The 22,395-nt window shown below is 28.1% G+C and carries 17 protein-coding genes and 1 pseudogene; 3 read left to right on the forward strand and 15 right to left on the reverse strand.

Annotated elements, in window-relative coordinates; genetic code table 11:
- Positions 1-10 precede the first annotated feature (10 nt).
- Complete coding sequence (locus CLFE_RS13285) at positions 11-655, reverse strand: GTP pyrophosphokinase (RefSeq protein WP_077895044.1); 645 nt, start codon at positions 653-655, stop codon at positions 11-13.
- A 329-nt stretch (positions 656-984) separates the two neighbouring features.
- On the opposite strand from CLFE_RS13285, the gene CLFE_RS13290 reads away from it, so the two are divergent.
- Complete coding sequence (locus CLFE_RS13290) at positions 985-2,595, forward strand: IS1182 family transposase (protein ID WP_250944600.1); 1,611 nt, start codon at positions 985-987, stop codon at positions 2,593-2,595.
- Between the two features lie 197 nt (positions 2,596-2,792).
- Here the strand turns inward: CLFE_RS13290 and CLFE_RS13295 are convergent, their stop codons facing one another.
- The 9 genes and pseudogenes from CLFE_RS13295 to CLFE_RS13335 all read right to left on the reverse strand — a co-directional run.
- Positions 2,793-3,191 carry a hypothetical protein gene (locus CLFE_RS13295; protein ID WP_077895529.1) on the reverse strand — a complete coding sequence of 133 codons (399 nt, stop codon included), beginning with the start codon at positions 3,189-3,191 and terminating at the stop codon, positions 2,793-2,795.
- Between the two features lie 15 nt (positions 3,192-3,206).
- Positions 3,207-5,945, reverse strand: a complete 2,739-nt coding sequence (locus CLFE_RS13300) for an AAA domain-containing protein (protein ID WP_169851035.1) — start codon at positions 5,943-5,945, stop codon at positions 3,207-3,209.
- A 327-nt stretch (positions 5,946-6,272) separates the two neighbouring features.
- A complete protein-coding gene (locus tag CLFE_RS13305; protein WP_077895527.1) occupies positions 6,273-7,856 on the reverse strand; it encodes a [FeFe] hydrogenase, group A in 1,584 nt (527 codons plus the stop codon).
- Between the two features lie 201 nt (positions 7,857-8,057).
- On the reverse strand, positions 8,058-9,176 hold the full coding sequence (locus CLFE_RS13310; protein ID WP_077895526.1) for a cation diffusion facilitator family transporter: 1,119 nt from the start codon (positions 9,174-9,176) through the stop codon (positions 8,058-8,060).
- 419 nt (positions 9,177-9,595) lie between these two features.
- Positions 9,596-10,237, reverse strand: a complete 642-nt coding sequence (locus tag CLFE_RS13315) for a lactate utilization protein (protein ID WP_077895525.1) — start codon at positions 10,235-10,237, stop codon at positions 9,596-9,598.
- 279 nt (positions 10,238-10,516) lie between these two features.
- Positions 10,517-10,972 (reverse strand): DMT family transporter, encoded by a 456-nt coding sequence (locus tag CLFE_RS13320; RefSeq protein ID WP_077895524.1) that lies wholly within the window; start codon positions 10,970-10,972, stop codon positions 10,517-10,519.
- A 102-nt stretch (positions 10,973-11,074) separates the two neighbouring features.
- Positions 11,075-12,283, reverse strand: coding sequence for an alpha/beta hydrolase family protein (locus CLFE_RS13325; protein ID WP_077895523.1), 1,209 nt, complete (start codon positions 12,281-12,283; stop codon positions 11,075-11,077).
- Between the two features lie 107 nt (positions 12,284-12,390).
- Complete coding sequence (locus tag CLFE_RS13330) at positions 12,391-13,026, reverse strand: TetR/AcrR family transcriptional regulator (RefSeq protein WP_077895522.1); 636 nt, start codon at positions 13,024-13,026, stop codon at positions 12,391-12,393.
- A gap of 627 nt (positions 13,027-13,653) precedes the next feature.
- A pseudogene (locus CLFE_RS13335) lies at positions 13,654-13,896 on the reverse strand (DNA methyltransferase); the annotation flags it as partial.
- Between the two features lie 300 nt (positions 13,897-14,196).
- Here CLFE_RS13335 and CLFE_RS13340 point away from each other — a divergent pair.
- Together CLFE_RS13340 and CLFE_RS13345 are read left to right on the forward strand one after the other, a co-directional pair.
- Positions 14,197-15,402 (forward strand): IS256 family transposase, encoded by a 1,206-nt coding sequence (locus CLFE_RS13340; protein ID WP_169851002.1) that lies wholly within the window; start codon positions 14,197-14,199, stop codon positions 15,400-15,402.
- 194 nt (positions 15,403-15,596) lie between these two features.
- Positions 15,597-15,983 carry a hypothetical protein gene (locus tag CLFE_RS13345; RefSeq protein ID WP_077894814.1) on the forward strand — a complete coding sequence of 129 codons (387 nt, stop codon included), beginning with the start codon at positions 15,597-15,599 and terminating at the stop codon, positions 15,981-15,983.
- Between the two features lie 132 nt (positions 15,984-16,115).
- Here CLFE_RS13345 and CLFE_RS13350 read toward each other — a convergent pair whose 3' ends face one another.
- The 5 genes from CLFE_RS13350 to CLFE_RS13370 form a co-directional block, all read right to left on the reverse strand.
- Positions 16,116-17,120: a hypothetical protein gene (locus CLFE_RS13350; protein ID WP_077894813.1), complete on the reverse strand. Its 1,005-nt coding sequence runs from the start codon at positions 17,118-17,120 to the stop codon at positions 16,116-16,118.
- Positions 17,121-17,191: 71 nt separating this feature from the next.
- Positions 17,192-18,064, reverse strand: coding sequence for a restriction endonuclease (locus tag CLFE_RS13355; protein WP_077894812.1), 873 nt, complete (start codon positions 18,062-18,064; stop codon positions 17,192-17,194).
- Between the two features lie 218 nt (positions 18,065-18,282).
- Positions 18,283-18,423, reverse strand: coding sequence for a hypothetical protein (locus CLFE_RS13360; protein WP_250944618.1), 141 nt, complete (start codon positions 18,421-18,423; stop codon positions 18,283-18,285).
- A gap of 608 nt (positions 18,424-19,031) precedes the next feature.
- On the reverse strand, positions 19,032-20,507 hold the full coding sequence (locus CLFE_RS13365; protein WP_077894811.1) for an LlaJI family restriction endonuclease: 1,476 nt from the start codon (positions 20,505-20,507) through the stop codon (positions 19,032-19,034).
- Between the two features lie 6 nt (positions 20,508-20,513).
- A complete protein-coding gene (locus tag CLFE_RS13370) occupies positions 20,514-22,169 on the reverse strand; it encodes an AAA family ATPase (protein WP_077894810.1) in 1,656 nt (551 codons plus the stop codon).
- Positions 22,170-22,395: the final 226 nt, after the last annotated feature.

Below are 22,395 nucleotides of genomic sequence, written 5' to 3' on the forward strand. Positions count from 1 at the left end.
CACCTCTATATTATATTTGTGTTATCATATCACGAATAGTCTGTAAATTTAAATCCGTTGAAGCGATTTCATCTGAACATCTCTTTAATTCTGAAACAATCATCTTTTCATTATCAATATTCTTTTTATATTTTAACTGATGTTCTAAGCTTGCCCAACAATCCATTGCAATAGTACGAATTTGCAGTTCACAATATACCATTTCAATTCGATTTTCTAAATGTATTGGCACTTGTAATATCATATGGTAACTGCGATATCCACTCTGTTTTGGATTACGAATATAGTCCTTTTCATTTACAATTACAATGTCCTTCTGCTTTTTTAGCATATCTACAATCCAATAAATATCATCTAAGAACCTACATATAACACGTATTCCAGCTGCATCATGTGTTTCTTTTAAAGCACTTTCAATATTAACGGGCAAATTTTTACGCTTTAATTTTTCTTTCATACTCTTAGCTGATTTGATCCTTGCCTTGCAGTGCTCTATTGGATCTTCACATTCATCGTTAACTTTATATTTTCGAATAATGTCCAATATTGAAATTGTTTCAATAATAGCTCCTTCCAATAATACATAGGATTCTTTATAGAACTCTTTTTCAAGAGATGATGTTTCACATTTAATACCATACTTAAGTTGCTGCAAAGTATATCCCCTCCATTTAAATTCCCAAAAATAATTTTCTATTCATTCAACATATTACACTATAATAAATTAGTAATTATGGGTTCTGTGTGAATTTTTCGTAAACTGAAGATAAATTGAAAATTGATTAAAGTAAAATTAATTATAGTATGTGGCTATTATATTGGCTCAAACAACAATGCAAAGTTATACCTATTGATACTAGTGATGCTGTGATGACACATTAAGAGGGGCTGTTGCAAAACTAAAAAATAGTTTTGCAATAGCTCCTTTGTTGTATATAAAAAATGTGAGTTCCGAAGAACTCACATTGATTGTATAATTAAATTATGAACGTAACTAAATTATACACAAAAAATTATAATCAATTTAATGATAATTTGCAACTTATATTACCATTAAATTTAGAAAACTTAATACCAGAAGATGATTCGGTTCGTTTGCTAAGCTATTTGTTGGAGGGATTAAATTATAAAAAATTGTACAAGGCGTATTCTTCCGTAGGAAGAAAATCAGCAGTTGAACCCAAAATCATGTTCAAAATAATATCTTATGCTTATTCTCAAAATATTTATTCAAGTAGAAAGATAGAAAAAGCATGCAAAAGAGATATAAATTTCAAATGGCTACTTCAAGGCTTTAAAGCACCTGATCACGCTACTATAAGTAGATTTCGAAAAAAATATCTTTCAAATGAAGTGATTGAAGATTTATTTTATCAACAAGTTAACTATTTAGCTAAAGAAAAAGAATTATTATTTGAAAATGTATTTATCGATGGTACTAAAATTGAGGCAAATGCCAACCGATATACTTTTGTTTGGAAGAAAGCTATTTATAAAAATGAAGGTAAGATGTTTGATAAAATTATTGCTCTTGTTAAAACCATTAATCTTGAAAGATTAATGAAATTCACTATTGAGAGAGAAACTTTGATTGATGATATAAACAAAATTCTTCAATGGCTTTTATTTGAAAAAGAAAAAAGAAATATAGAGTTTGTTCATGGAATCGGTAAAAGAAAAACTGCAATTCAAAAGTGGATAGAACAACTATCACAATATAAAGAAAGACAAGAAAAATATAATTTAAGTAAGAAAATATTTTCAAAAAGAAATAGCTATTCTAAAACTGATACTGATGCAACTTTCATGCATATGAAAGATGATCATATGAGAAATGGTCAATTAAAACCTGCCTATAATGTACAAATAGCAGTTGATAGTGAATATGTAACTGGTGTTGGAGTATTTGATGATAGAAATGATATAGCAACATTAATACCAATGATTACTAATATGCAAGAAAAAATTGGTCATAAATATACTAATGTGATTGCAGATTCTGGTTACGAAAGTGAAGAAAACTATTTGTTTTTAGAGTCTAATAATCAAATACCATATATAAAACCTCAAACTTATGAGAAATGGAAAAAAAGAAGTTTTAAAAACGACATCAGTAAGCGTGAAAATATGAAATATGATGTTAAAACAGATACATATATTTGTCATAATAATAGAAAATTATTCCCATCATATATTATTCATAAAAAATCTGCAAGTGGGTATACGTCTGAGGTTACTGTTTATGAATGTGAAAATTGCGATAACTGCACTTTGAAATCAAAGTGCACAAAAGCAAAGAATAACCGAAAAATGCAGGTTTCAAAGACTTTTATTAAAAAGCGTCAAATTTCATACAACAATATCAAAACTGAATTGGGAACTAAATTGAGAATGAACAGATCTATTCAAGTTGAAGGTGCGTTTGGAATTTTAAAAAGCGACTATGAATTCAAAAGATTTTTAACACGTGGAAAAAATAGTGTAAAAACTGAATTTATTTTGCTTTGTTTTGGATATAACATTAACAAATTACATTTAAAAATCCAAAATGAAAGAACTCAAAAGTATCTTCACGAATTAAAAACTATTTCCTAATTATGGAATAATATAGTTAGGTTTATTTTAGTGCGTCAAAATCTCATGGAAATTCAAATAATTAATATAGTATTTAAAATATTAGGCAATTTTATAGCTTAAACAAAAAAAGAGCATCGCTCATGATTAATTTTAATCATTTTGCGACACTCCCTTTATTAGATTGAAGCTCTAACAACTTCAATTATACCAAAATGTTATATGCAATTTTTAGTTATATATTGCCATACTTGCAAACCAAATTTATATGCTAAAGAAATTACTGTTTGATTATATTTAATATCATGACCTACTAACTTTGTAATTTGAGCTGCTGGCAATGGTTGTTCTAATATTTGAAACCTATCTAATTCCATATAATGTTCTTCATTAATACTTTCATTATAATCATCAATCTCTGGAATACCTGTAGCAATTCCCCTTGCTATTATGCCTTTTCCATTACTATATAAAAAAACTAAATCATTTGTTTCTATTTCATCTATATAATATTTCCATGGTGCATAATATGCAGAGCATTTCTTTTTCTCTATCATATTATCTTCATCATTACGATTGTTAGATTTATTGGTATTAATAATATATACTTTTGGCATACTATTACCTCCCTTTTATTTTTTTAACATAAAATTATTTGTTAATAGATCATTTAAATGCATATCAAATTGTTCTTTTGTCACCGCTTCCTTGGATTTTAATCTCCATAACTTAATTCTCATATGCTCAAGAGCAAAATCCTTTTTCTTATCTCTGTCCATCTGTTGAGATTTTTTATGGGACTTTCCATCAAGTTCAATTACCAAAATAGGTTTACCAATACGATTATCATAGATTGTAAAATCTAAATGAGCATTATTTATAATAAACTGTTTGATTAAAGGGTTTTTCTCTAAAAACTTCTTATCTGTTACCACACTAGCTAATGGAAGCTTCATAACTAAATGATATTCGTGATGTTGTTGAGTATAGCTATCAATGTATTCTTTAACTGTTTTCTCAAAAATATTATCACAATTTTCTACCACTGTATAAGTCCTCATCTGCTGATATAAATAATCAAAAAGACACACCGTCTTATCTGGTATTGTTTTACCATAGGCTTCTATGTACTCAATTAAGTTTCTCGTGTTTACATTGTTTTGCTTGAAAAAATCAACATCTGTTACCAAAACAAATTTCGTTTTAGCTCTTGAAACAGCTACATTTATCAATTCCTTTGAAAACAAATTTTTTTCTCCCTTCAAATGATTTATAGCCATATCTATATTGTTCAGAACGGTACAGAAATAAACTTCATCCTCTCCCTTTCCTTGAAAAGTATGGATTGTACCACATTGTTTCTCATTGTATTTTCCTTTCAATTTAATAGCCTGTTCATGAAATGGTGTGATAATAAATTTTCCTTCAACATCTGAACCTATTGCGTTATCAATAGTTACAATTTCTCTTAAATTAAAAAATGAATTATTCTGTGATTCAACATATTTACCCTTATTATCATCTATCAAAATCATTGCATCATCACTTGCATTTTTATATATTATAAGCTTATTATCATAGAAATAACGGTTACAATAATTTATAATAGTATAATTGCATCTATAATGTTCTAATAACAAATTAGATACTGGCTTAGTGGTTTTTGAAATAGTACTTAAGAAGCTTTCTTTTGTATAATCATATTCCTCTTCCACTTTGTTACTAATATCACTTGAGGATATATTGGTAATTGCTGGTAATTGCTTATTATCCCCAACTATTACTATCTTCTTAGCTAAATATAGAATAGGTAAAGCTGATAAAATATCACATTGTGAAGCTTCATCAATAATAATACAATCAATTTTTGTAGCATCTTTAAAAAAAGAATAAAAATTAGCTAGCACACCATCCACTGTAGTCAAAACAACAGGATATATGCTTATTAAATCATCCTTACACTTCTTCGCACATGTATCATCATCGCTGTTTTTTATTTTAGAATAAATATTCTCATAGACTTTACTATCATATTTCTCCTTCAAATTTTCTAATAACAACTTCTTGGATAATTCTATATACTCATCTTTATATATTTTACTGATTTTATCTTGCAATTGCCTTAAATTTTCATTTTCTAACTTCTTCTCTAAATCTTCAATTTCAATTTTTAAAAACTTTTCTTCCAAAAGGCTTTGAAGCACAACCCCATGACTTTCCAAATTAGTTAATGGCATTCTCCACTTAAAATACGTTAAAATCTTCTTAATAAAGCCTATCTTTTTCCCCTCTGCCATCTTCACTAATAATCTAGCTAATTTATCTAGATCTTTCTTTATATTTTGGGAACTACTATTTTTACCATTGATTTTTGTTACTAGCTGCTCATATGTAAAAAATCCATATGCTTCTCTACGTTTTATTAAATGTCTATATTGATTTTTAAATTCACTTAGTTGGTTTTTATGTAAAATCAAATCATTTAGCTGTTTCTCTAAATGTGCTAATTGATCACATAATGTATTCATTTTTTCCTTTTCAGCTTCTATTGTTTCAATTATTATATCTTTCAATTGCTGCTGATATGTTAATATTTTTTCTTCTAATATACCACTTAGTTCATCCATAACTTCTTTATTTCCTAAACGAATAAAAAAATCTGGAATGGGCATTTTTTCTAGTTCTTCTACAACATTATTAATAGCAGAATTGTTTTTTGACACTATTACTACTTTTTTATTTTCATATACCATGTTGGCAATAATACTAAGAATTGTAGTAGTTTTTCCTGTACCTGGTGGTCCCTCAATGATAGAAATCCTGTTATTTAAAGCTGATTCTATTGATTTCTTCTGTGATATATTAGATTGCTGAAGTAATAAAATAGGGTTTTTGGATTTATTACTCTTATTTAACTTTCTATCATCACTATTTTTTCCTGTAAAATAGAAAAATAGAAGATTATCACTTTGAGTATGCAAATTTTCAAAAATCAATTGATAAATAGTTGTTTTGAAATCCCAGTATTTATAATCAAATGTTCCTTCCTTTTCCCTTTGTTGCAGTAATTTTAATATTTCAAAATAGTATAGTTTAAAGTTTTCAATAGTAGATTTTATATCCTTCTGATTATATTTTTCACTTATTTTATAATAACAAAATTCTTTTTCAATTTCTTTGTCTTTGAACTTACAGTTTTTGATATTTTGAAGTCTTATTTTACCCTCTTTACCACTATTTAAAAACTTATACGAAACCTTTTGGGTGTCATATTGTAATACACTAATAGCAAATTTATTTCCTTTTACACTCTCTATCTCCAAGGGCTTCTTTTTATGTATCGCATATTCTAAATACTCTTTTATTCTCATTTTTCTATCTCCAAGATTTGTCATACTAATAACTTGTTCTCTCTAAGTTAATATCAATGATTATTATAACATATTTAGAAAATACTAGAATACAAATTTTCAAAGTGTGTAGCTTACTATTTAATGTATTCACCATTTTATATTAACATTAAATATAGATATTAAAATTTTGACGTTTATGTTTAAAATAATAAGAATATTAATGTCCCATTATAGAAGACTTCTTGATTTTTAAATATATTAAAATATCCTAGTAGCGCAATAGTAAGCTTTACTAGGATTAATTTTATTTCTTATCTTAAATTTTTAGAAAAGTTAAAGTTGCTTTTATTTATGCCTTTTGCTTTGTCGTTTTAGGGGAGCTTTTAGTTCAGAGGATTTATCTTCATAGCTTGTATGGAGTAAAGATTCAGCTTTCTTCCCATCGGGATCACCCATATAGTTTTTGTACATATCCTGAAGCTCAGGATTTTCGGCAGAAATTCTAGTAGGCAAATTTTTGTCTATTTGTCTTAAAACATTTCTTCTTAAATCAATATAACTAGTATCTAAAACTTTACCAGTAGCTTTATCATAGTATTCTATATTTATGGTCTTGGTTCTACAAAGCTTGCTGCATAATGTACAACCTACACACTTATTTTTGTTAGTTTCAGCACGACCATTTATGTTATAAGCTATTGCACCTACAGGACAGTTTTCTATACAGGTTCCACAAGCTATACACTTATTTTCATTTACTTGTGATTTTTTTTCTATTCTAGGTGTCCCACCTCCATTAACACAACCGCCAGGACAAGCCATAACTTCAATAAAAACATATTCTCTCCATTTATCACTACTTAAGAATTTGTCCATTTCATATAAGCCGCTTATAACAGCAACCTTCATAGGTTCATTATTAATAATTACCTGTGCTTCCTTAACTGAAGTATACGCATCTACAGGTGTAAATTTAATATCATATACTTTTGACAAATCACCTTTCAAGTAATAGGTAACAGTTCTAAGTGTAGACTCCATAACACCACCAGATGCACCAAATATTATAGCTCCACCAGTATAATCACCCATAAACGAATCTGCTTTTTCAGAAGGGATAGCATTTATATTTATTCCCTTTTCCTTTAATAGTTCAGCATATTCCCTAATAGTTAGAACTACATCAATATCCTTATAATCATCTCTACCCATATTAGGTTTTTCAGCTTCATATTTTTTAGCAGTGCAAGGTTTAATGGAGATTGTGAATATATTTTTAGGTAAAATTTTAAAGGTATCTGCAAAATAAGTTTTAATGGCAGCTCCCATCATTTGCTGAGGTGATTTAGCTGTAGATAAATAATTTAAAATCTTAGGATGAAAAAGTTCAGCATACCTAACCCAAGCCGGACAGCAGGAAGTGAACATCGGAAGCTTCTCTTTAGTGGATATTCTTTTTATTAATTCAGTACCTTCTTCTAATATAGTCATATCAGCTCCAAAATCAGTTTCAAATACTTTTTGAATTCCAAGCTTTCTAGCAGATGCCGCTATTTTACCCTCAACATTTGTACCTATTGGAAGATTAAATTCTTCTCCCAGTGTTGCCTTTAGTGAGGGTGCTGCTATTGATACTAAATATTTACCACTAGTTAATGCTTCTTTAACTACATTAATATCATTTCTTACATTAATGGCCGTAGTAGGACAAATAAGAGTACATTGCCCACAATATATACAGCCAGTATTGGAAAAAGTACCTTGTTTGGGAATTACTGTCCTTCGACCTTCATCTATTGCTTTCAATACTGAAATACCAGTCTTTTCTGCACAAGCTATAGCACAACCTGTACAACCAATACATTTTTTCTTGTTAATTTGAATAATGTTATCAGATTGAATTCTAGAAATTTTCTTTGATTTACTCACATCAAAACTCCAAAATTATTACTACATTTATAATTAATACAAAGCTATAAGATTTAGTACATAAAACTAATTTTTTAAAGAGCCTATAAAACATATAAACAAGAAATAGTAGATTTTAATGGATTACGATAAACTCCTGAATACTTAACCTTGAATATGCAAATATCGAAATTTAATAATACTTCCATAACAACCAATTCCCTATCTTACCCTCATTTTTCTATTCATATTTATTTTACTGTTTCCTCGATAATTAGGCATAATTTTAAATTTAATCATAGCTTTATATTCCTTACCTACTTTACATATTTTATCTTCAACTATTTTTCTTATTTCATTTTCTTTCTTTTCTAGCCTCATGGGTAGACTTATATCAGCATGAATAACTTTATGCTTTTGAGCTTGTACAATTCCAAAATTCTTAACTAGAATTGCTTCATCAATCTTCTTAATTTCTTCAACTATTCCAAAATATATTTGTTTTTCATTTTCATCATTTAATAGATAGCTCATCTGAATTACACTATCACATCCTAACTTCTCATATAATTCATATGAAATATCTTCTGAAATACCTTTTATAAGTTCAGAATTTTCCTGGTCATAAACTTCTATTTCCATGGCTACCATGAATTTTCCAACACCATAATCATGAATGGTCATTTCCTTGATGTTTTCAACCACTCCATACTGCTTCACAATCATTTCAATTTTATCTATTAGTTCTTTATCTGGAGCCTTCCCAACAATCCTTTTTCCTGTCTCACTTATAGAAGAATATCCTGTATAGATAATAAATACAGAAACAATCATTCCACACCAGCCATCTATTTTCCATCCGAACGCAGCATTGGCAATGGTTGATACTAGTACTGCTCCAGTTGCTATACAATCACACAAACTATCAACTGACATGGCTTTCATTGACTCTGAGTCACTGCTTTTAGATACTTTTCTGTAGTAAGCATACATATATAACTTAATCACAATAGATATAATCAGAATCAAGAATACAACCAAACTAACTGTTATATTTTTAGGATTTCTGACGCTCTTCCAAGAGGTTTTTAACAATTCATACCCTGCAAGCATCACAACCATTGAGCTGAATAGACTCACCATCCATTCCATTCGTCCATGACCAAAAGGATGCTTTTCACCTTTCCCATATCTGGCAATTTTTATTCCAAGTAGAGCTATCGTTGAATTTCCAGCATCTAAAATATTATTCCATGCATCTGCAGTGATTGCCATAGATCCACTAATAGTTCCTATTATAAATTTACAAAGAAACAATATTATATTTAACAAAATAGGCATCTATTTCAACTCCATTCGTAATTTATCTGATAATCAAACCTTTATTTCAAATATCAATTTAGTCAAGTTCCTGCAAGCAAAGTTGATTATAAGTAATACCTAATTGTACCATAAATAATATAACATTGGATTTCCTTTATTCTAAATATAAGTTAAATTAATCATAAATTCTTTTATTTTTACAACCATTGGCTCTAATTCATAGTAATGTAGAAAATCACCGTATTTTTTTATGAATGACACATATCTTAGATATAAAAAATACCGTAAATTCATTAGAATAATACGGTATATCCCCTTAATTATTATTTATTCAAAAACAAACCAAACTCTTTTAATTAGATTATTATAAAATTCTAATTGTTTTTGAACTATTTTTTCTGAATTCATTCTATTGTACTCGCTTTACTATATATTTTTTAATATCCCAGCTCTTCTCCTATAATAATAACTTTTATTCTATCTTTAACAAATTGACCTCTAATTGTTGTAAAATGATTGCATATTCTATTTTGACTCTTGCAGTCTACACAATACCCTAATGTAGTACAAGGCGTATTTTTATCTAATCTCTTTGCATCAATTGGTGCTGCATAATTTCTTACTCTTTTTTCTGCTTCCTCTATGTTTTTAACAATTTTATTTATCCCAACTACTAAAATTACTTGTTTAGGTCCATAAATCATTGGTGCTACTCTACTTCCATTTCCATCAATATTATAAAGTTCTCCATTTTCAGTTAAAGCATTTGTACTACATATAAAAGTATCAGCAGAAAAGTTTTGAATATAAATCTGCTTTTTTTCTTCACTTGTAATACCTTGCCTATATTTATCTAAAAATTTATAATTACCTTTTCGAAGAAAATCTATTACTCCCGTTTCAGATAGTGTTATTGAATCTCCCACCCCTATAATAGAATTTTCTTTTATCAAATTCTTTAATATTTTAAATAACTGCTCTCTTTTCTCTATATAATATCCTTTCATATTATTATTCTTTAAACTTTCTAATGTTCTATCAATTTTTTTCTTAATATACCATTCAACATTTTTATCCAAACTTAGTTACCTCCACAAAATATAATTCTATAAACAATCTAACCATTAATAATATCAACAAATGCTTTTGGTGCTTTAGACATAGGAACATCTTTTCAGCTATCCCCATAATTCTCTCTGGTATTTTTTCTTTAATTTGCACTATGTATAACTACTCTTGCTCCAATTCTTTTTCAATATAATCTTTTATAACACTTGTATAGAATTATAAAGTATGAATATGTTGTAGTAAATGATAAATTTATTTAGTACAACAATTTATAAATAATTTGAATGTGCCTAATTAGCTTGAACTATATAAACGCCTAAAATTAATAAAAAAACTCCTATAGCTCTTAGCGGACTTAATACATGAATTTGATTGCCTAATAATCCAAAATGATCAAATAGTACTGAAAGGATTATCTGACCACATATTACAAGACTAAACATATTAGCAAATCCAATTTTAGGAGATACAAATATGGTTGAAAATATATAAAAGGCTCCAAATAATCCTCCAGTTAACATCCACCAACTAGTATTTCTGATGTTTGATATAGTTGGTAAAGTACTAGAACCATTTAATAAAGTAATAAAAAATACAAGAGCAAGTCCTAAAGTTCCAACAGCAAAGCTGACAAGAGATGAAAGTATAGGATTTCCTATTTTAGAGCGAAAAGATCCATTTATACCAACTTGCAAAGTCAAAGCAAAGCCTGATATTAATGAGAGTAAATAATACAGAAATGTCATAGTATAACCTCCATTAAATTTAATATTATAGAGCTTTCTATGAAAAATCAAATTAAACATAGAAAGCTTTATTTAAAAAAACAATTACAATTAATTTAAGTTTTAGTTTAAATAATGTTCAAATATATCATCTAACCAATCAAACATAACTTGATGAAACAGTGCATGATTACCCTCCTGACAATGTTCTTCTGCTCCTTCATTTATAGTAAAGACACGAACTGTCTTTGGTGCTTTTATTGAATCTAAAAGAGCATTTAATTGATCATTAGAAACAAAGTGATCCGTTTCTCCCATAGTAAGCAACATAGGACATTTTATCTTTTCAGCAACTCCTTTTAAAGAAGCTTTCTTCATTTCATCAAAAACTTCATATCTGTGTTTCAAGCCAAATACCCATTTACCATTGTTTAGCATCCAACGAAGATTCGAATTATTTTCTTCAGCTTTTGCAAGCATTGCTTCTTTTTGTTCTGCTGGTAAGTTTAATATTTTTTCAAGCTGAGGATTTTGATTTATGGTAGATTCATAAGTATCATAGAATACATTGAAAGCAATACATGCTTTTATACGTTCATCAAAAGCTGCTGCTCTTGGTGCAAAATACCCCCCTAAGCTCATGCCGAGCAAAGCTATTTTGTTAATGTCGATATCGTTTCTTGTTTGAAGGTAATCTATTGCAGCACCTACTGGAACCTCCGCATCATGACGCATATAAAGGTTATTTTGTCTTAAAGCTTCTCCTTGTCCTGGGCATTCAAAGATTAAACAGTTATAACCACGTTTTATTGCTGGAGCAGCCCCACAAAAATAAAGTTCTTGAAGAGTGGAGTCATATCCACCGATAAATAATAAAGTTGGTATTGATGTGGTATTAACTTCATCATAGTCTAATGCTCCATAAAAATAACCTTTTAAATGTGTACCCTCATATGGTATTTCAACTATTTCGAAATGTGAATCTATAAGCTTCATTGCTTTTTCAAAAGTGTCAACACTCTTTTTAAAATTTTCGCTGCGTCTTAGGTCAGTTCCTTGTAAAAAGAATTCAGCAGTTCTATAATAATTATGTGCTCTAAGGAAAGCTTCTCTGGCACTAATTTTATGTCTCTTATTTAAGCATTCAATACCTGTTTGTTCAACTCTTTCAGCTGTATTTTTCCATTCTTCATACCAGCTATCAAAGTCTCCTTCTTTAATTTTAGAAGCTGTTGCTAAGGCTTCACCTATTTCTGCTCCTTGATATCCTGCATAAGTTACAGCTCTTAATAATTCAAATGAAAATGCTTGGTCTTGAAAATGTAGTTTCATGGTTAAATCCTCCTTATATAATAATTTTTAGTTTTTATTGTTAGTAAACATATTATTTTAATTGAACATTCAGTGAACCAAATGCTTAAAATTCCACAAAGGAATTTTTATTTTTTCCAAGTCATTTGAGTATAATTTATAATTTGCTCTAAATACTCATCTTTGCCTATTGAATACAAATTTTTTTCTCCAAAAAGTGTATTTTGTAATATATATGTGTAGATAGCACTCCAAAACTGATTTGCCATCATGAAAAAGTCCAAAGCTCTTATTTCATTTTTTTCAGCTTTCTCTTTTAAAATAAGTTCTGTTTTATGAATTACTTTCTTTATATGGTTATTAAAAGTATTAATATATTCATCAGATAATATATTTTGCTCTTTTAATAATATAATTAATATATTCTTATCATTTCCAATATACTTAAATATTATATTTCCCAATTTTAAAAGAATTCCTTTAAGTGGTGTGTCACAAGTAACCTCAGATATATCTTCTTCAAATTTAATCCATTTGTCATCGATAAATTCTTTAATAATTATATCTAAAATTTGCTTTTTTCCATCTGGAAAATAGTGGTATATAAGCCCGTCAGCCATGCCAATATTCTTTGTTATCTGTCTAGTTGTTGTTGCATGGTAACCATTCGAGGCAAATAGTTCCTTTGCTGAGTCTAAAAGCTGACTACGTCTTTCTATTGCTTGAAGATCTCGGTTCGTAAGTTTAATGTTATTATTATTCAAATCATTCACCGCCTGTTCAATGAAATTATATAATATATTTAAATATAATGCAATAGTATACGACTAATATTTTTCTTGTTAATTTAGGAATAATTAATAGGTATTGTAGAAAATACATTTTTAATATGAACAATTTTAAATTTATTTGTAATCACAAAAGACAAAAATAAAAAAAGAAAAGTAGATAGATTTTTGACACAAAAAATCTATCTACTTTTCTTTTTCATATATATAATATTTTCCAAAATAATTTCATTAGGATTAAGGCGCAGATATATTGCTATATTTTTTATTCTAACTTCTACACATGCTATATTTTTTAAGGCTTTATAGAGTTTAAGCTTGTTTTCAGTTACATCATCACCTAAAACTAAAATATAGTCTTTAACGGAATAGTCCTTGATTTATTACATTTTAATTTCTAGTTCTTTTATATTCAAAGATTACAGGACAGTTGTTCTCATCCATGCCTAAACTATCCATTCTACCACCATTGGAGGTTATATATTAACTTTTAAGAAATGTAACACCAAAAAAATACAGACATGTTTTTTTCAATGAGCGTTTGCAGTTCTCTTTCAAGTGTAGACCACTCGGCTTTAAGTTCCTCAACTTCATCGCTTATATTCACTCTGCATTTTTGTATTTATCTACACGTAATTTTGCTAGTTCACAGTACTCCTTCGAAATATCAAAGCCTAAATATCTTCTATTATTTAAATATGCCATTTTGCCTACTGTTCCTGAACCCATAAATATATCAAGCACTATATCCCCTTCATTAGTCCATGAAATAATATGATTATGATCTTCTGCTAATTTTTCTGGGAAAATAGCTTTATGAATATGTGCCTCACTATCTGAAGTTGAGTTTTTCCCAACATTGAAAGATTTGACAAGGCGTAATAACTATAAAGAATTTATAAATCTTTTATCTCATAATGAAAAACATAGAGCGATTCAGTTATTATTAGCAGAATTAGGTTATAGCATTAAATTTGCAAGAAATGATCATAGTGTTATTTTAAAAAATAATCAATATATATCTTCTTTAGGGAGCATGTGAAGAAAAGTCTGTAAATAAAAATAATAAGGCTTTCTATGGTAAAATAAAATCATAGGAGGCCTTTTATTATGGCAAGAAAAAAAGATATTTATAAGGTAAAACCAATGAATGAAGGAAAAAGAAATATTATATCAGCTCTTATAGACGAGTATGATATTCAGTCAGCTGAGGATATTCAGGAAGCTTTAAAAGATCTATTAGGTGGAACTATTCAATCTATGCTTGAAGGTGAAATGGACGAGCATTTAGGCTATGAACCATATGAACGAGCCGAAACTACAAACTCAAGAAATGGGAAAAAACAAAAAAGAATTCGAAGCAAATATGGTGAGATGAATATAGATGTACCACAGGATAGAGAAAGTTCTTTTGAACCTAAAATAGTACAAAAACACCAGAAAGATATTTCTGGTATAGAAGAAAAAATTATTTCTATGTATGCTAAAGGATTAAGTACCAGACAAATTTCAGAACAAATTGAAGATATATATGGGTTTGAAGTTAGTGAAGGAATGGTTTCAAATATAACCAATAAACTTCTTCCTGAAATAGAAGCATGGCAACATAGACCTTTATCTACAGTATATCCAATTGTTTTCATTGATGCAGTTCATTTTTCCGTAAGGGAAAATAACGTTATACGTAAGCTTGCAGCTTACATTATTCTTGGTATAAATAATGAAGGCAGAAAAGAAGTACTTTCTATAAATATTGGAGAAAATGAAAGCAGTAAATATTGGCTTAGTGCTCTCAATGAATTAAAAAATAGAGGTGTTCAAGATATCCTTATCCTTTGTGCAGATGGTCTTACAGGGATAAAGGAATCTATATCAGTAGCTTTTCCAAATACTGAATATCAACGTTGTATAGTTCATCAAGTAAGAAATACATTAAAGTATGTTTCTGATAAAGATAAAAAAGAATTTGCAAAAGATTTAAAAACTATATATCATGCACCTTCTGAGGAAATTGCATATAAGCAATTAGAAGAAATCACTGGAAAATGGGAAAAACATTATCCTAACTCAATGAAAAGCTGGAAATCAAATTGGGATGCTATTAGCCCTATTTTTAAGTTCTCTGCTGATGTAAGAAAAGTTATTTATACTACAAATGCAATCGAAAGTCTCAACAGCACATATCGTAGATTAAATAGACAAAGAACTGTATTTCCAAGCGATACATCACTTTTAAAAGCTTTATACCTTGCTACTTTTGAAGCTACAAAAAAATGGCGTTTGCCACTAAGAAATTGGGGTAAAGTGTACGGTGAATTATCCATTATGTATGAAGGACGACTTACTGAATAAAAAGCTTAATATGCCAAAAACGCCTGTTTTTAAAGGCGTTCTTGACATACATATTTTTAGAATGTATATTTAAAACAAGATAGAAAGTCACTTTTGACAATCTTGTCTTTTAAAACTTACCATAGAAAGTTATTTTACAGAAAGAATTTTACACTCTCTCTTTAGGAAATTTTTTAACTATAGATAATATATATTTGGATAAAATTCTTATTAAAAATATTAAAAATTCTATAGATCTTATAGATATAGTATGGTGTGAACCCAAAAGTAATAAACCCATCGCAGCTTTTGAAGTAGAACTTGGGAAAAATTATCGTAATATTTTTACTAGATTTTCTTCTTTTGCTGCTACTAACTATAATCCATTGCTAATAGTAGTAGGTAATGATTATATAAACTGTCGCTACAGGCTCAGCGATCCTCCATGTCCTGAGCAATTTAAATATAATACTTTGGGCTATATGACTTTAGATAAATTAGAATATATCCTTCAACATATTAAACATTATGATGGCATTTTTAATAAAGAAACTTTGTATAAATTTATTTTTAATGAACACTCCATAATATATTTTAATTAAAGATATCAAAGTATTTATACTCAACACATCCTTAATTAAAATATATCTTTTCTTTGTACATTGATATATTCGCTAATTCAATATATTTTTTATACTATTTAAAAAATTCTATAGCTTACATTAATTAATGACTTATCTCTTATTAAAAATTTCAAACTTTTTTCCGTGTTTTGCATATATAATATTATAAGGATTATCGCTTGGAAACTTCACATCAGTTTGATCTATATATATAAAATCCCCTATTTTAAAGTTACTATCTTCTTCCCATTCATCTATATAATGTTGGTTAAAGAAATAATATTTTAATTCATCATTTTCAAAGTAATAGTATCCAACTAATTGATGTGGTAATAAGCCATACTTAACCATAACTTCATTGATTTTATTTTCGTACCAAGGTAATCCCATACTTCTTAACTTTTTACCTACATAATTAGCATTTCTATAGGTATCTCCTTCCTCAGAAACAAGTGCCCAATAATCTAAAATAACAAACCTTTTATTAAATACAGACCTATTATTTGAATTCTTTAATATATTCCAATTTCCAGCACCATACATATATGCAGTCTTATATCTAATTTCTCCCATAGATGTTGATACCCATGGGCTTATATCACTAAATTTTTTACTTCCTGCTGTATGTAATGCATAACATAACCATTCCTTAATAATAATCAAGTCACTCTCTAAACTACTAATTTCAATAGCACGTTTTATTTTATCTATAATCTCTTCCTTGCAATTATGCTTTAATATCATACGATAATTTTTAAAGTATTTATTCCAATGATAATCAATTTCCTCTTCATAAACCTTAAGCAATTTTAACAATAACTCTTTATTTACTACATCCGGTTCTAAAAACTCTCTTATCTTTGATTTATCTAGAAATGCATGTCTAGACTTTTCACCCCAATTAAAAATTATATCTGGATCACTAATAATATGATCAAGGATAAACTTTCTTCCTTCTCCACGTGCTAGTCTTATTAAATTGGTATTTTTTTCAGCCAACAATAACTGCTCTTTTAAAAAACTTTTACTTAATTTACATACCTCTGAGTTTTGAGATTTAAAATAAGGAATTGAGTGTATTAAATTTTTAGGTAATAGGCTGTCAAACACATTCACTTTTATCTCCTCCATAGTTCAGTAGCCTTATGTTAATAAATTTCTATCATTAATAAACTATATATATTGATTTATATGGACTTAAAGAACTCTTCATCGATTTCATAATCCTTTATTTCTTTAAGACCTATTTCGTATTCAGCTAATTTATTAATGAATTCTTCACCATCAATTAAATCTATTTGTTTCTTTCCTGGTTTTGACGCTTCATCTTTTGCAGATATTGAAAAAGTACCTGTGGTAATAAAAACTCCTTTTTCAACATCTGTAGTCAAAGAGCCTCTAAAATTTCTTATTTCTGGTGATCCAACAACACCTTTATATCTTTTACATTGAAATGCCACATTAAAACTAAATATTCCATTAATTCTAAATTTGCCATTACCATCTATACCCCCATCTCCTGATTTCTTTGTAACTACAACTTGTGAGAATCCACATTCTCTAAGTAATCTTTGAGAAAGCCTTTCAAATCCGTACGGGTCCATATTGATTAATACTTCTCTTATATGCCTCCTCCATGGTCTAACTTCTTCTGGTACTTCATCTTCATTTTCTTCTAATACCTCTTCATCTGATACGTTATCTTGTGTTTTAATCTTACGTTTCTCAACTGTATTTTTTATAATTCCTTTCACATCTATAGTTACACCATTAGAAAACTCAGAAGTTAATGACCAAACACCCCTTTTACTATTTTCTATTATTTTTGAATTTTTCAGATAAGTCCTTGCCCACGCTAATTGGTATTCCAATTCAGTTGTATTACCTGAATCACTATGTTGTATATCAACAATCTCATCAGGCAGTTTTAATATTTCGATTATTTTATCTGTTATTTCTTGTATTGTAGCAGATCCACCAAGCATTTTAATTACTTCAAAAGTTGTACCTATTAAACTCTGACATCGTGGAATTCTAGAATCAATTTTTCTTTTTGACATAATTATTGTCCTCCATTAATGTAATAACTTAATTATAGAATGATGTAATATTTTTTACATATGAAATATTAAGATATATATGAAAACAATATATAAAAATAACTTATTTGGTTAAAATAAGAATATCACAAATATATACAAATGCATGAAAAGAAGAAAGTTTATCATAACAAGTATCAATTTTTCTAAAATGCTTTATGTTATTAAAAAACATTCAACTATATGTCGTTACTTATATATTTTATATTTTTTATTACTATATCTTTTGTACTCATAATCATCATATAATAAAAAAATATACTATCAAAACATTTTAATCTAAAATAATTTGCCTTAGGTATAATATCTTCATAATCCATATACAATTTCAAATACTTCACTAAAAACTAACTTATTGTTATTGGCATAAACTCCTACAATATCCTTAGATTAAAATTCTATAGATAAGTTTTACAATTTTTTCAATACCACTTTTTTAGCATAATCGTAAATCATTTTCTTGGAATATTTATATGCATTAAGTTTTGTATCCTTTATCATTTAACTTTCAATAAAGTCATCTCACTCCTCATCTATAATCAATTATATATCCTTTTTATACTAGACTGTAAATACCTACTTCAATAATGAAGTTAGAGATAACTATATAGTAGATGGTATAAATTAAATGTTTATTTATACCAAAAGATAATTTTTTAGATAAGATATTAAAAAGTTTAATCCTTTTATTATTAGTTATATATTGTCTTGTAATTCAATAAAATTCTTTAATTTCTTTAGATTTACTTATAATTTTTCAACACGATATAAATCAATATATAGTTGCTATTCACATTTTCAATAATTATATTTAATGTTTTGAAAAATGAAATTATAATATAATATCAAATTATTGAATTATTGAATTAAATGATCCGTATCTTTCCATAATTGAACTATTATATAAAAAATTAGTATTCACTGATCTTTATAATTCCAACGCTTTAACATTTATTATTTTACTAGTAAGATATTTTTCGTACATCATCTTAGCTGGTAACAAGCGAATTTGAATATCCTGTAAACCTAAATTACTAAGCATTTGCATTCTGACAATACCTTTTTTAACAATACCTTGTCCTTGGGTTGGCATTAGAAAACAGTTTTTCACTGTATCAATTTTATAATTGTCTATAAAGTTTTTATATGCCAATTGATACAAATATTGCTTCATAACATCTTCAATGCCAGGATAATTTCGCAATTCTTTTTCCTTTTCCAATTGAATATTATAATATTTGGCATCAAAAATAATAAACTGAGTAGTTCCTTTATTTTTCAAAATTGAGATAAGATCAGGTCTCAAAGTATCCTTTGCACTCTTGTTAAAAGTAGTGCTTTCATCATCAAATCCTATCCATGATGGTTTTTCTATAATATCTATTAGTCTTGTATTTGATTTATAACCACCATCCAATTCAACAGGAAAATCAAGTTGCCCTATTGCTATGTTGAGTTTATTACTGAATACTTCTGCACATACTTCCTCCCATACGAGATTAAAACTATTTGTCCCATACATGCTAATTCCATATGTATCTTCTAATGTTCTCTCATTGGACACATATGCGTACAGTGTTTTAATTAAAATTTGTTTTCTAGTTATAAACTGGACATTTAATTCTGATTGAAGACGATAAAGAACATACTCTCTATCTCCAAAATCATCTATATTTTCTTCAGAAAGTTCAATTGGAGATATATCAAATAAATCTAACAATTCAGACTCCTGCAATTGTCTAGAACAATTTGTTAATATACACTCATGTAACCTTTTAAAAAAATCATACTCATCATCAACTGTTTTTTCTGTATATAATTCAGTATAATACGGACGATTATTGTTTATGATAGCAAAACCATCGTTAATTGTTTTATCCCACAAAATTTCACCTTCACCATTAATCTCTACAATATCTTCAGTATTATTATAAACACCATATTCATAATAATCATTTATTAAAAATAGAATAACTGCTAAGAGATTAAAACTTTTATTGTCCCCGTTTCCATTATATAGGTTTACGATTTGTTCTTTAGATTTATACTTATTCAACACTTTTAACACTTGCTTCATTTCATTAAGAGGCTTATCTACTTTAAGCAGATACTTGGGATAGCATTTTATAATACGCGTACCAATTGTAATAACACCAACATATGTAAATACATAAAGATATGCATCATTTTCTGATTCAACTTCAGTAATCTCTACATCTTCATCAATTAAATTCGAAAGTTCTCTTTGCTTCAAATCATTCTTTACATTTTTCAACACACCAAATGCTTTAAGATTTCTTATAAATCTATCAAATTCATCAGACTTTAACTCAAATATATTACTAAGTTCATTTTGTGAATATCTTTTCTGCTCTCTTACGAATTTAGATATAATCTTCTTCATAGGTCACTACACCCCTCTACTATTAGCATAAAGTTCCCTAAAATCATCTCCAAAAATATCAATTCCTATTTCATCAAATGCATTGCAAACTGAAGAATATTTTGCCGTAGAATATCCCTCAGAATTACAACCATTGAACAATTTATGCTTATGCTGTTTAGCAGCGTCTTCATAAAGATACATGATAATTTTATTCTTAAATGCCTCTTTAAATTTTTCTGAATCAGCAATTTTATTATTACTAACTACTTTCATCACTTTTTTAGATAAAAAATACGGCCCTATCAGCTTGTCTTCATTTACATTATAATCCTCTGCTAATTTTTCATTGATAGCTTTTCTTAACTGATTCCACTCAATCTCCAATGCATGACTACCTTTACCTAGAATTATTTTTCCTTTAATATCTTTATCATTTTTATCAATTCCCAAATATTCAAAATTCCAACGTCTTTTGAATGCCGTATCCATAGGGAATACTCCTTGATCAGCACTATTCATAGTTGCCCATATAAACATATTGTCAGGAATCTTTATTCTCTGATAAGAGTTGTATTCTCCACCCAATTCCTTTGCTAAATATTTCATAACATCTTCACTTGCGCGAATTTCATATTCACTCACACCATAATCATCTCTATCAAGTAATTGAAAAACATCACCAAAAACAGCAGCAACTTTAGCACGATTAATTTCTTCAATCAACAATAAATGTGGTTGTGGATTGCCAGTTCTTCCACTCTTTAAAGCTTCTACATATACCCTCATAAAAGGGCCTGGTACAAACTTATATTTAATTTCCGAACTATTATTCTCTGTTACTGGTTTATATGTTCCTACAAAATGCGAATAGGCATAGTCAGGATGAAAAGTTACCCTCTCATATGTACCATTAGTGCCGCTAATTAATGTATTACAATCTTTTTTTAACTGATAACTTTTTCCGGTTCCTGGTGCTCCGAAGATAATACGGTTGCGCTCAAAATCAGATAAAAAATTAGTTTTGAAAGTTATATTCTCTCTACTATCATGACTGACAGTATTTTGTGTTATTATATCAATATGTTCATTTAATTCTGATACATTACCTGTATGCAACCATTCTGAATTTTTTAAATAGAAATATAAAAATTCTTTTCTAAATGCACATGCAAATTCTCCATGACCTTTATATTGTTGTACAAACCCTTCGCGAATAGCATTTGCTATACTTTGAATTTTAATTTGTTTTGACACAGGAGTATCAGGTGACACTGCATTGGACAACTGTAATCTCCAAGAACAAAAAATTGTCTCTCCATCTCTTTTGTAAATACCTAATGAAATTGCTTTTTCTCCATTTTGTAGTTTCTCATAAGCAAAATTCCAATATTTCGCCTTTGGTTGTATTCTCTGCTCGTCCATTAAATTGTTTCTACCACCTGGTGTTGTTCCTTTAGCACAAACAAATACATTGTATTGTTCATTACCATTAGGTATACTAACATTATATACATCATTCATTTCTGAACTTACTTGTTGTATATTAACACTATTCCCCAATGCATTAAAAGCATTTTCTAATTCCATCATTACTTGTTGTGCTGAAAGTGTATCTGTTGTTCTATTATAATCTGCAGCTACTATATTTCCATTTTTTTCGGCCCATTGATATTGTGACATTTAACATTTCCTCCCTCTATAATATCCAAATTTATTTAATACACTAACTTATTATTAGATTTTTATATAATTAACCATGCAAAACTGCTAAAAATATTATTTTATACTAAAGCAACAACATTTGCCTCTTCTTTTAATTAAATTTGTAGAAGTTCAATTAAAAAATAATTATTTATCTTAACTTTATTATTCAATTTTTTATATAATTCTACCATTTAATTATATA

It is taken from the genome of Clostridium felsineum DSM 794 (assembly GCF_002006355.2).
In the GTDB taxonomy this organism is placed as follows: Bacteria; Bacillota; Clostridia; order Clostridiales; family Clostridiaceae; genus Clostridium_S; species Clostridium_S felsineum.

Bases quoted from the DNA above. Each gene is read 5' to 3' on its own strand.
- CLFE_RS13290 (WP_250944600.1), top strand. From the start codon at position 985: ATGAACGTAACTAAATTATACACAAAAAATTATAATCAATTTAATGAT.
- CLFE_RS13295 (WP_077895529.1), bottom strand. From the start codon at position 3,191: ATGCCAAAAGTATATATTATTAATACCAATAAATCTAACAATCGTAAT.
- CLFE_RS13300 (WP_169851035.1), bottom strand. From the start codon at position 5,945: ATGAGAATAAAAGAGTATTTAGAATATGCGATACATAAAAAGAAGCCC.
- CLFE_RS13310 (WP_077895526.1), bottom strand. From the start codon at position 9,176: ATGCCTATTTTGTTAAATATAATATTGTTTCTTTGTAAATTTATAATA.
- CLFE_RS13320 (WP_077895524.1), bottom strand. From the start codon at position 10,972: ATGACATTTCTGTATTATTTACTCTCATTAATATCAGGCTTTGCTTTG.
- CLFE_RS13325 (WP_077895523.1), bottom strand. From the start codon at position 12,283: ATGAAACTACATTTTCAAGACCAAGCATTTTCATTTGAATTATTAAGA.
- CLFE_RS13340 (WP_169851002.1), top strand. From the start codon at position 14,197: ATGAATGAAGGAAAAAGAAATATTATATCAGCTCTTATAGACGAGTAT.
- CLFE_RS13355 (WP_077894812.1), bottom strand. From the start codon at position 18,064: ATGTCAAAAAGAAAAATTGATTCTAGAATTCCACGATGTCAGAGTTTA.
- CLFE_RS13360 (WP_250944618.1), bottom strand. From the start codon at position 18,423: ATGGATTATGAAGATATTATACCTAAGGCAAATTATTTTAGATTAAAA.
- CLFE_RS13365 (WP_077894811.1), bottom strand. From the start codon at position 20,507: ATGAAGAAGATTATATCTAAATTCGTAAGAGAGCAGAAAAGATATTCA.
- CLFE_RS13370 (WP_077894810.1), bottom strand. From the start codon at position 22,169: ATGTCACAATATCAATGGGCCGAAAAAAATGGAAATATAGTAGCTGCA.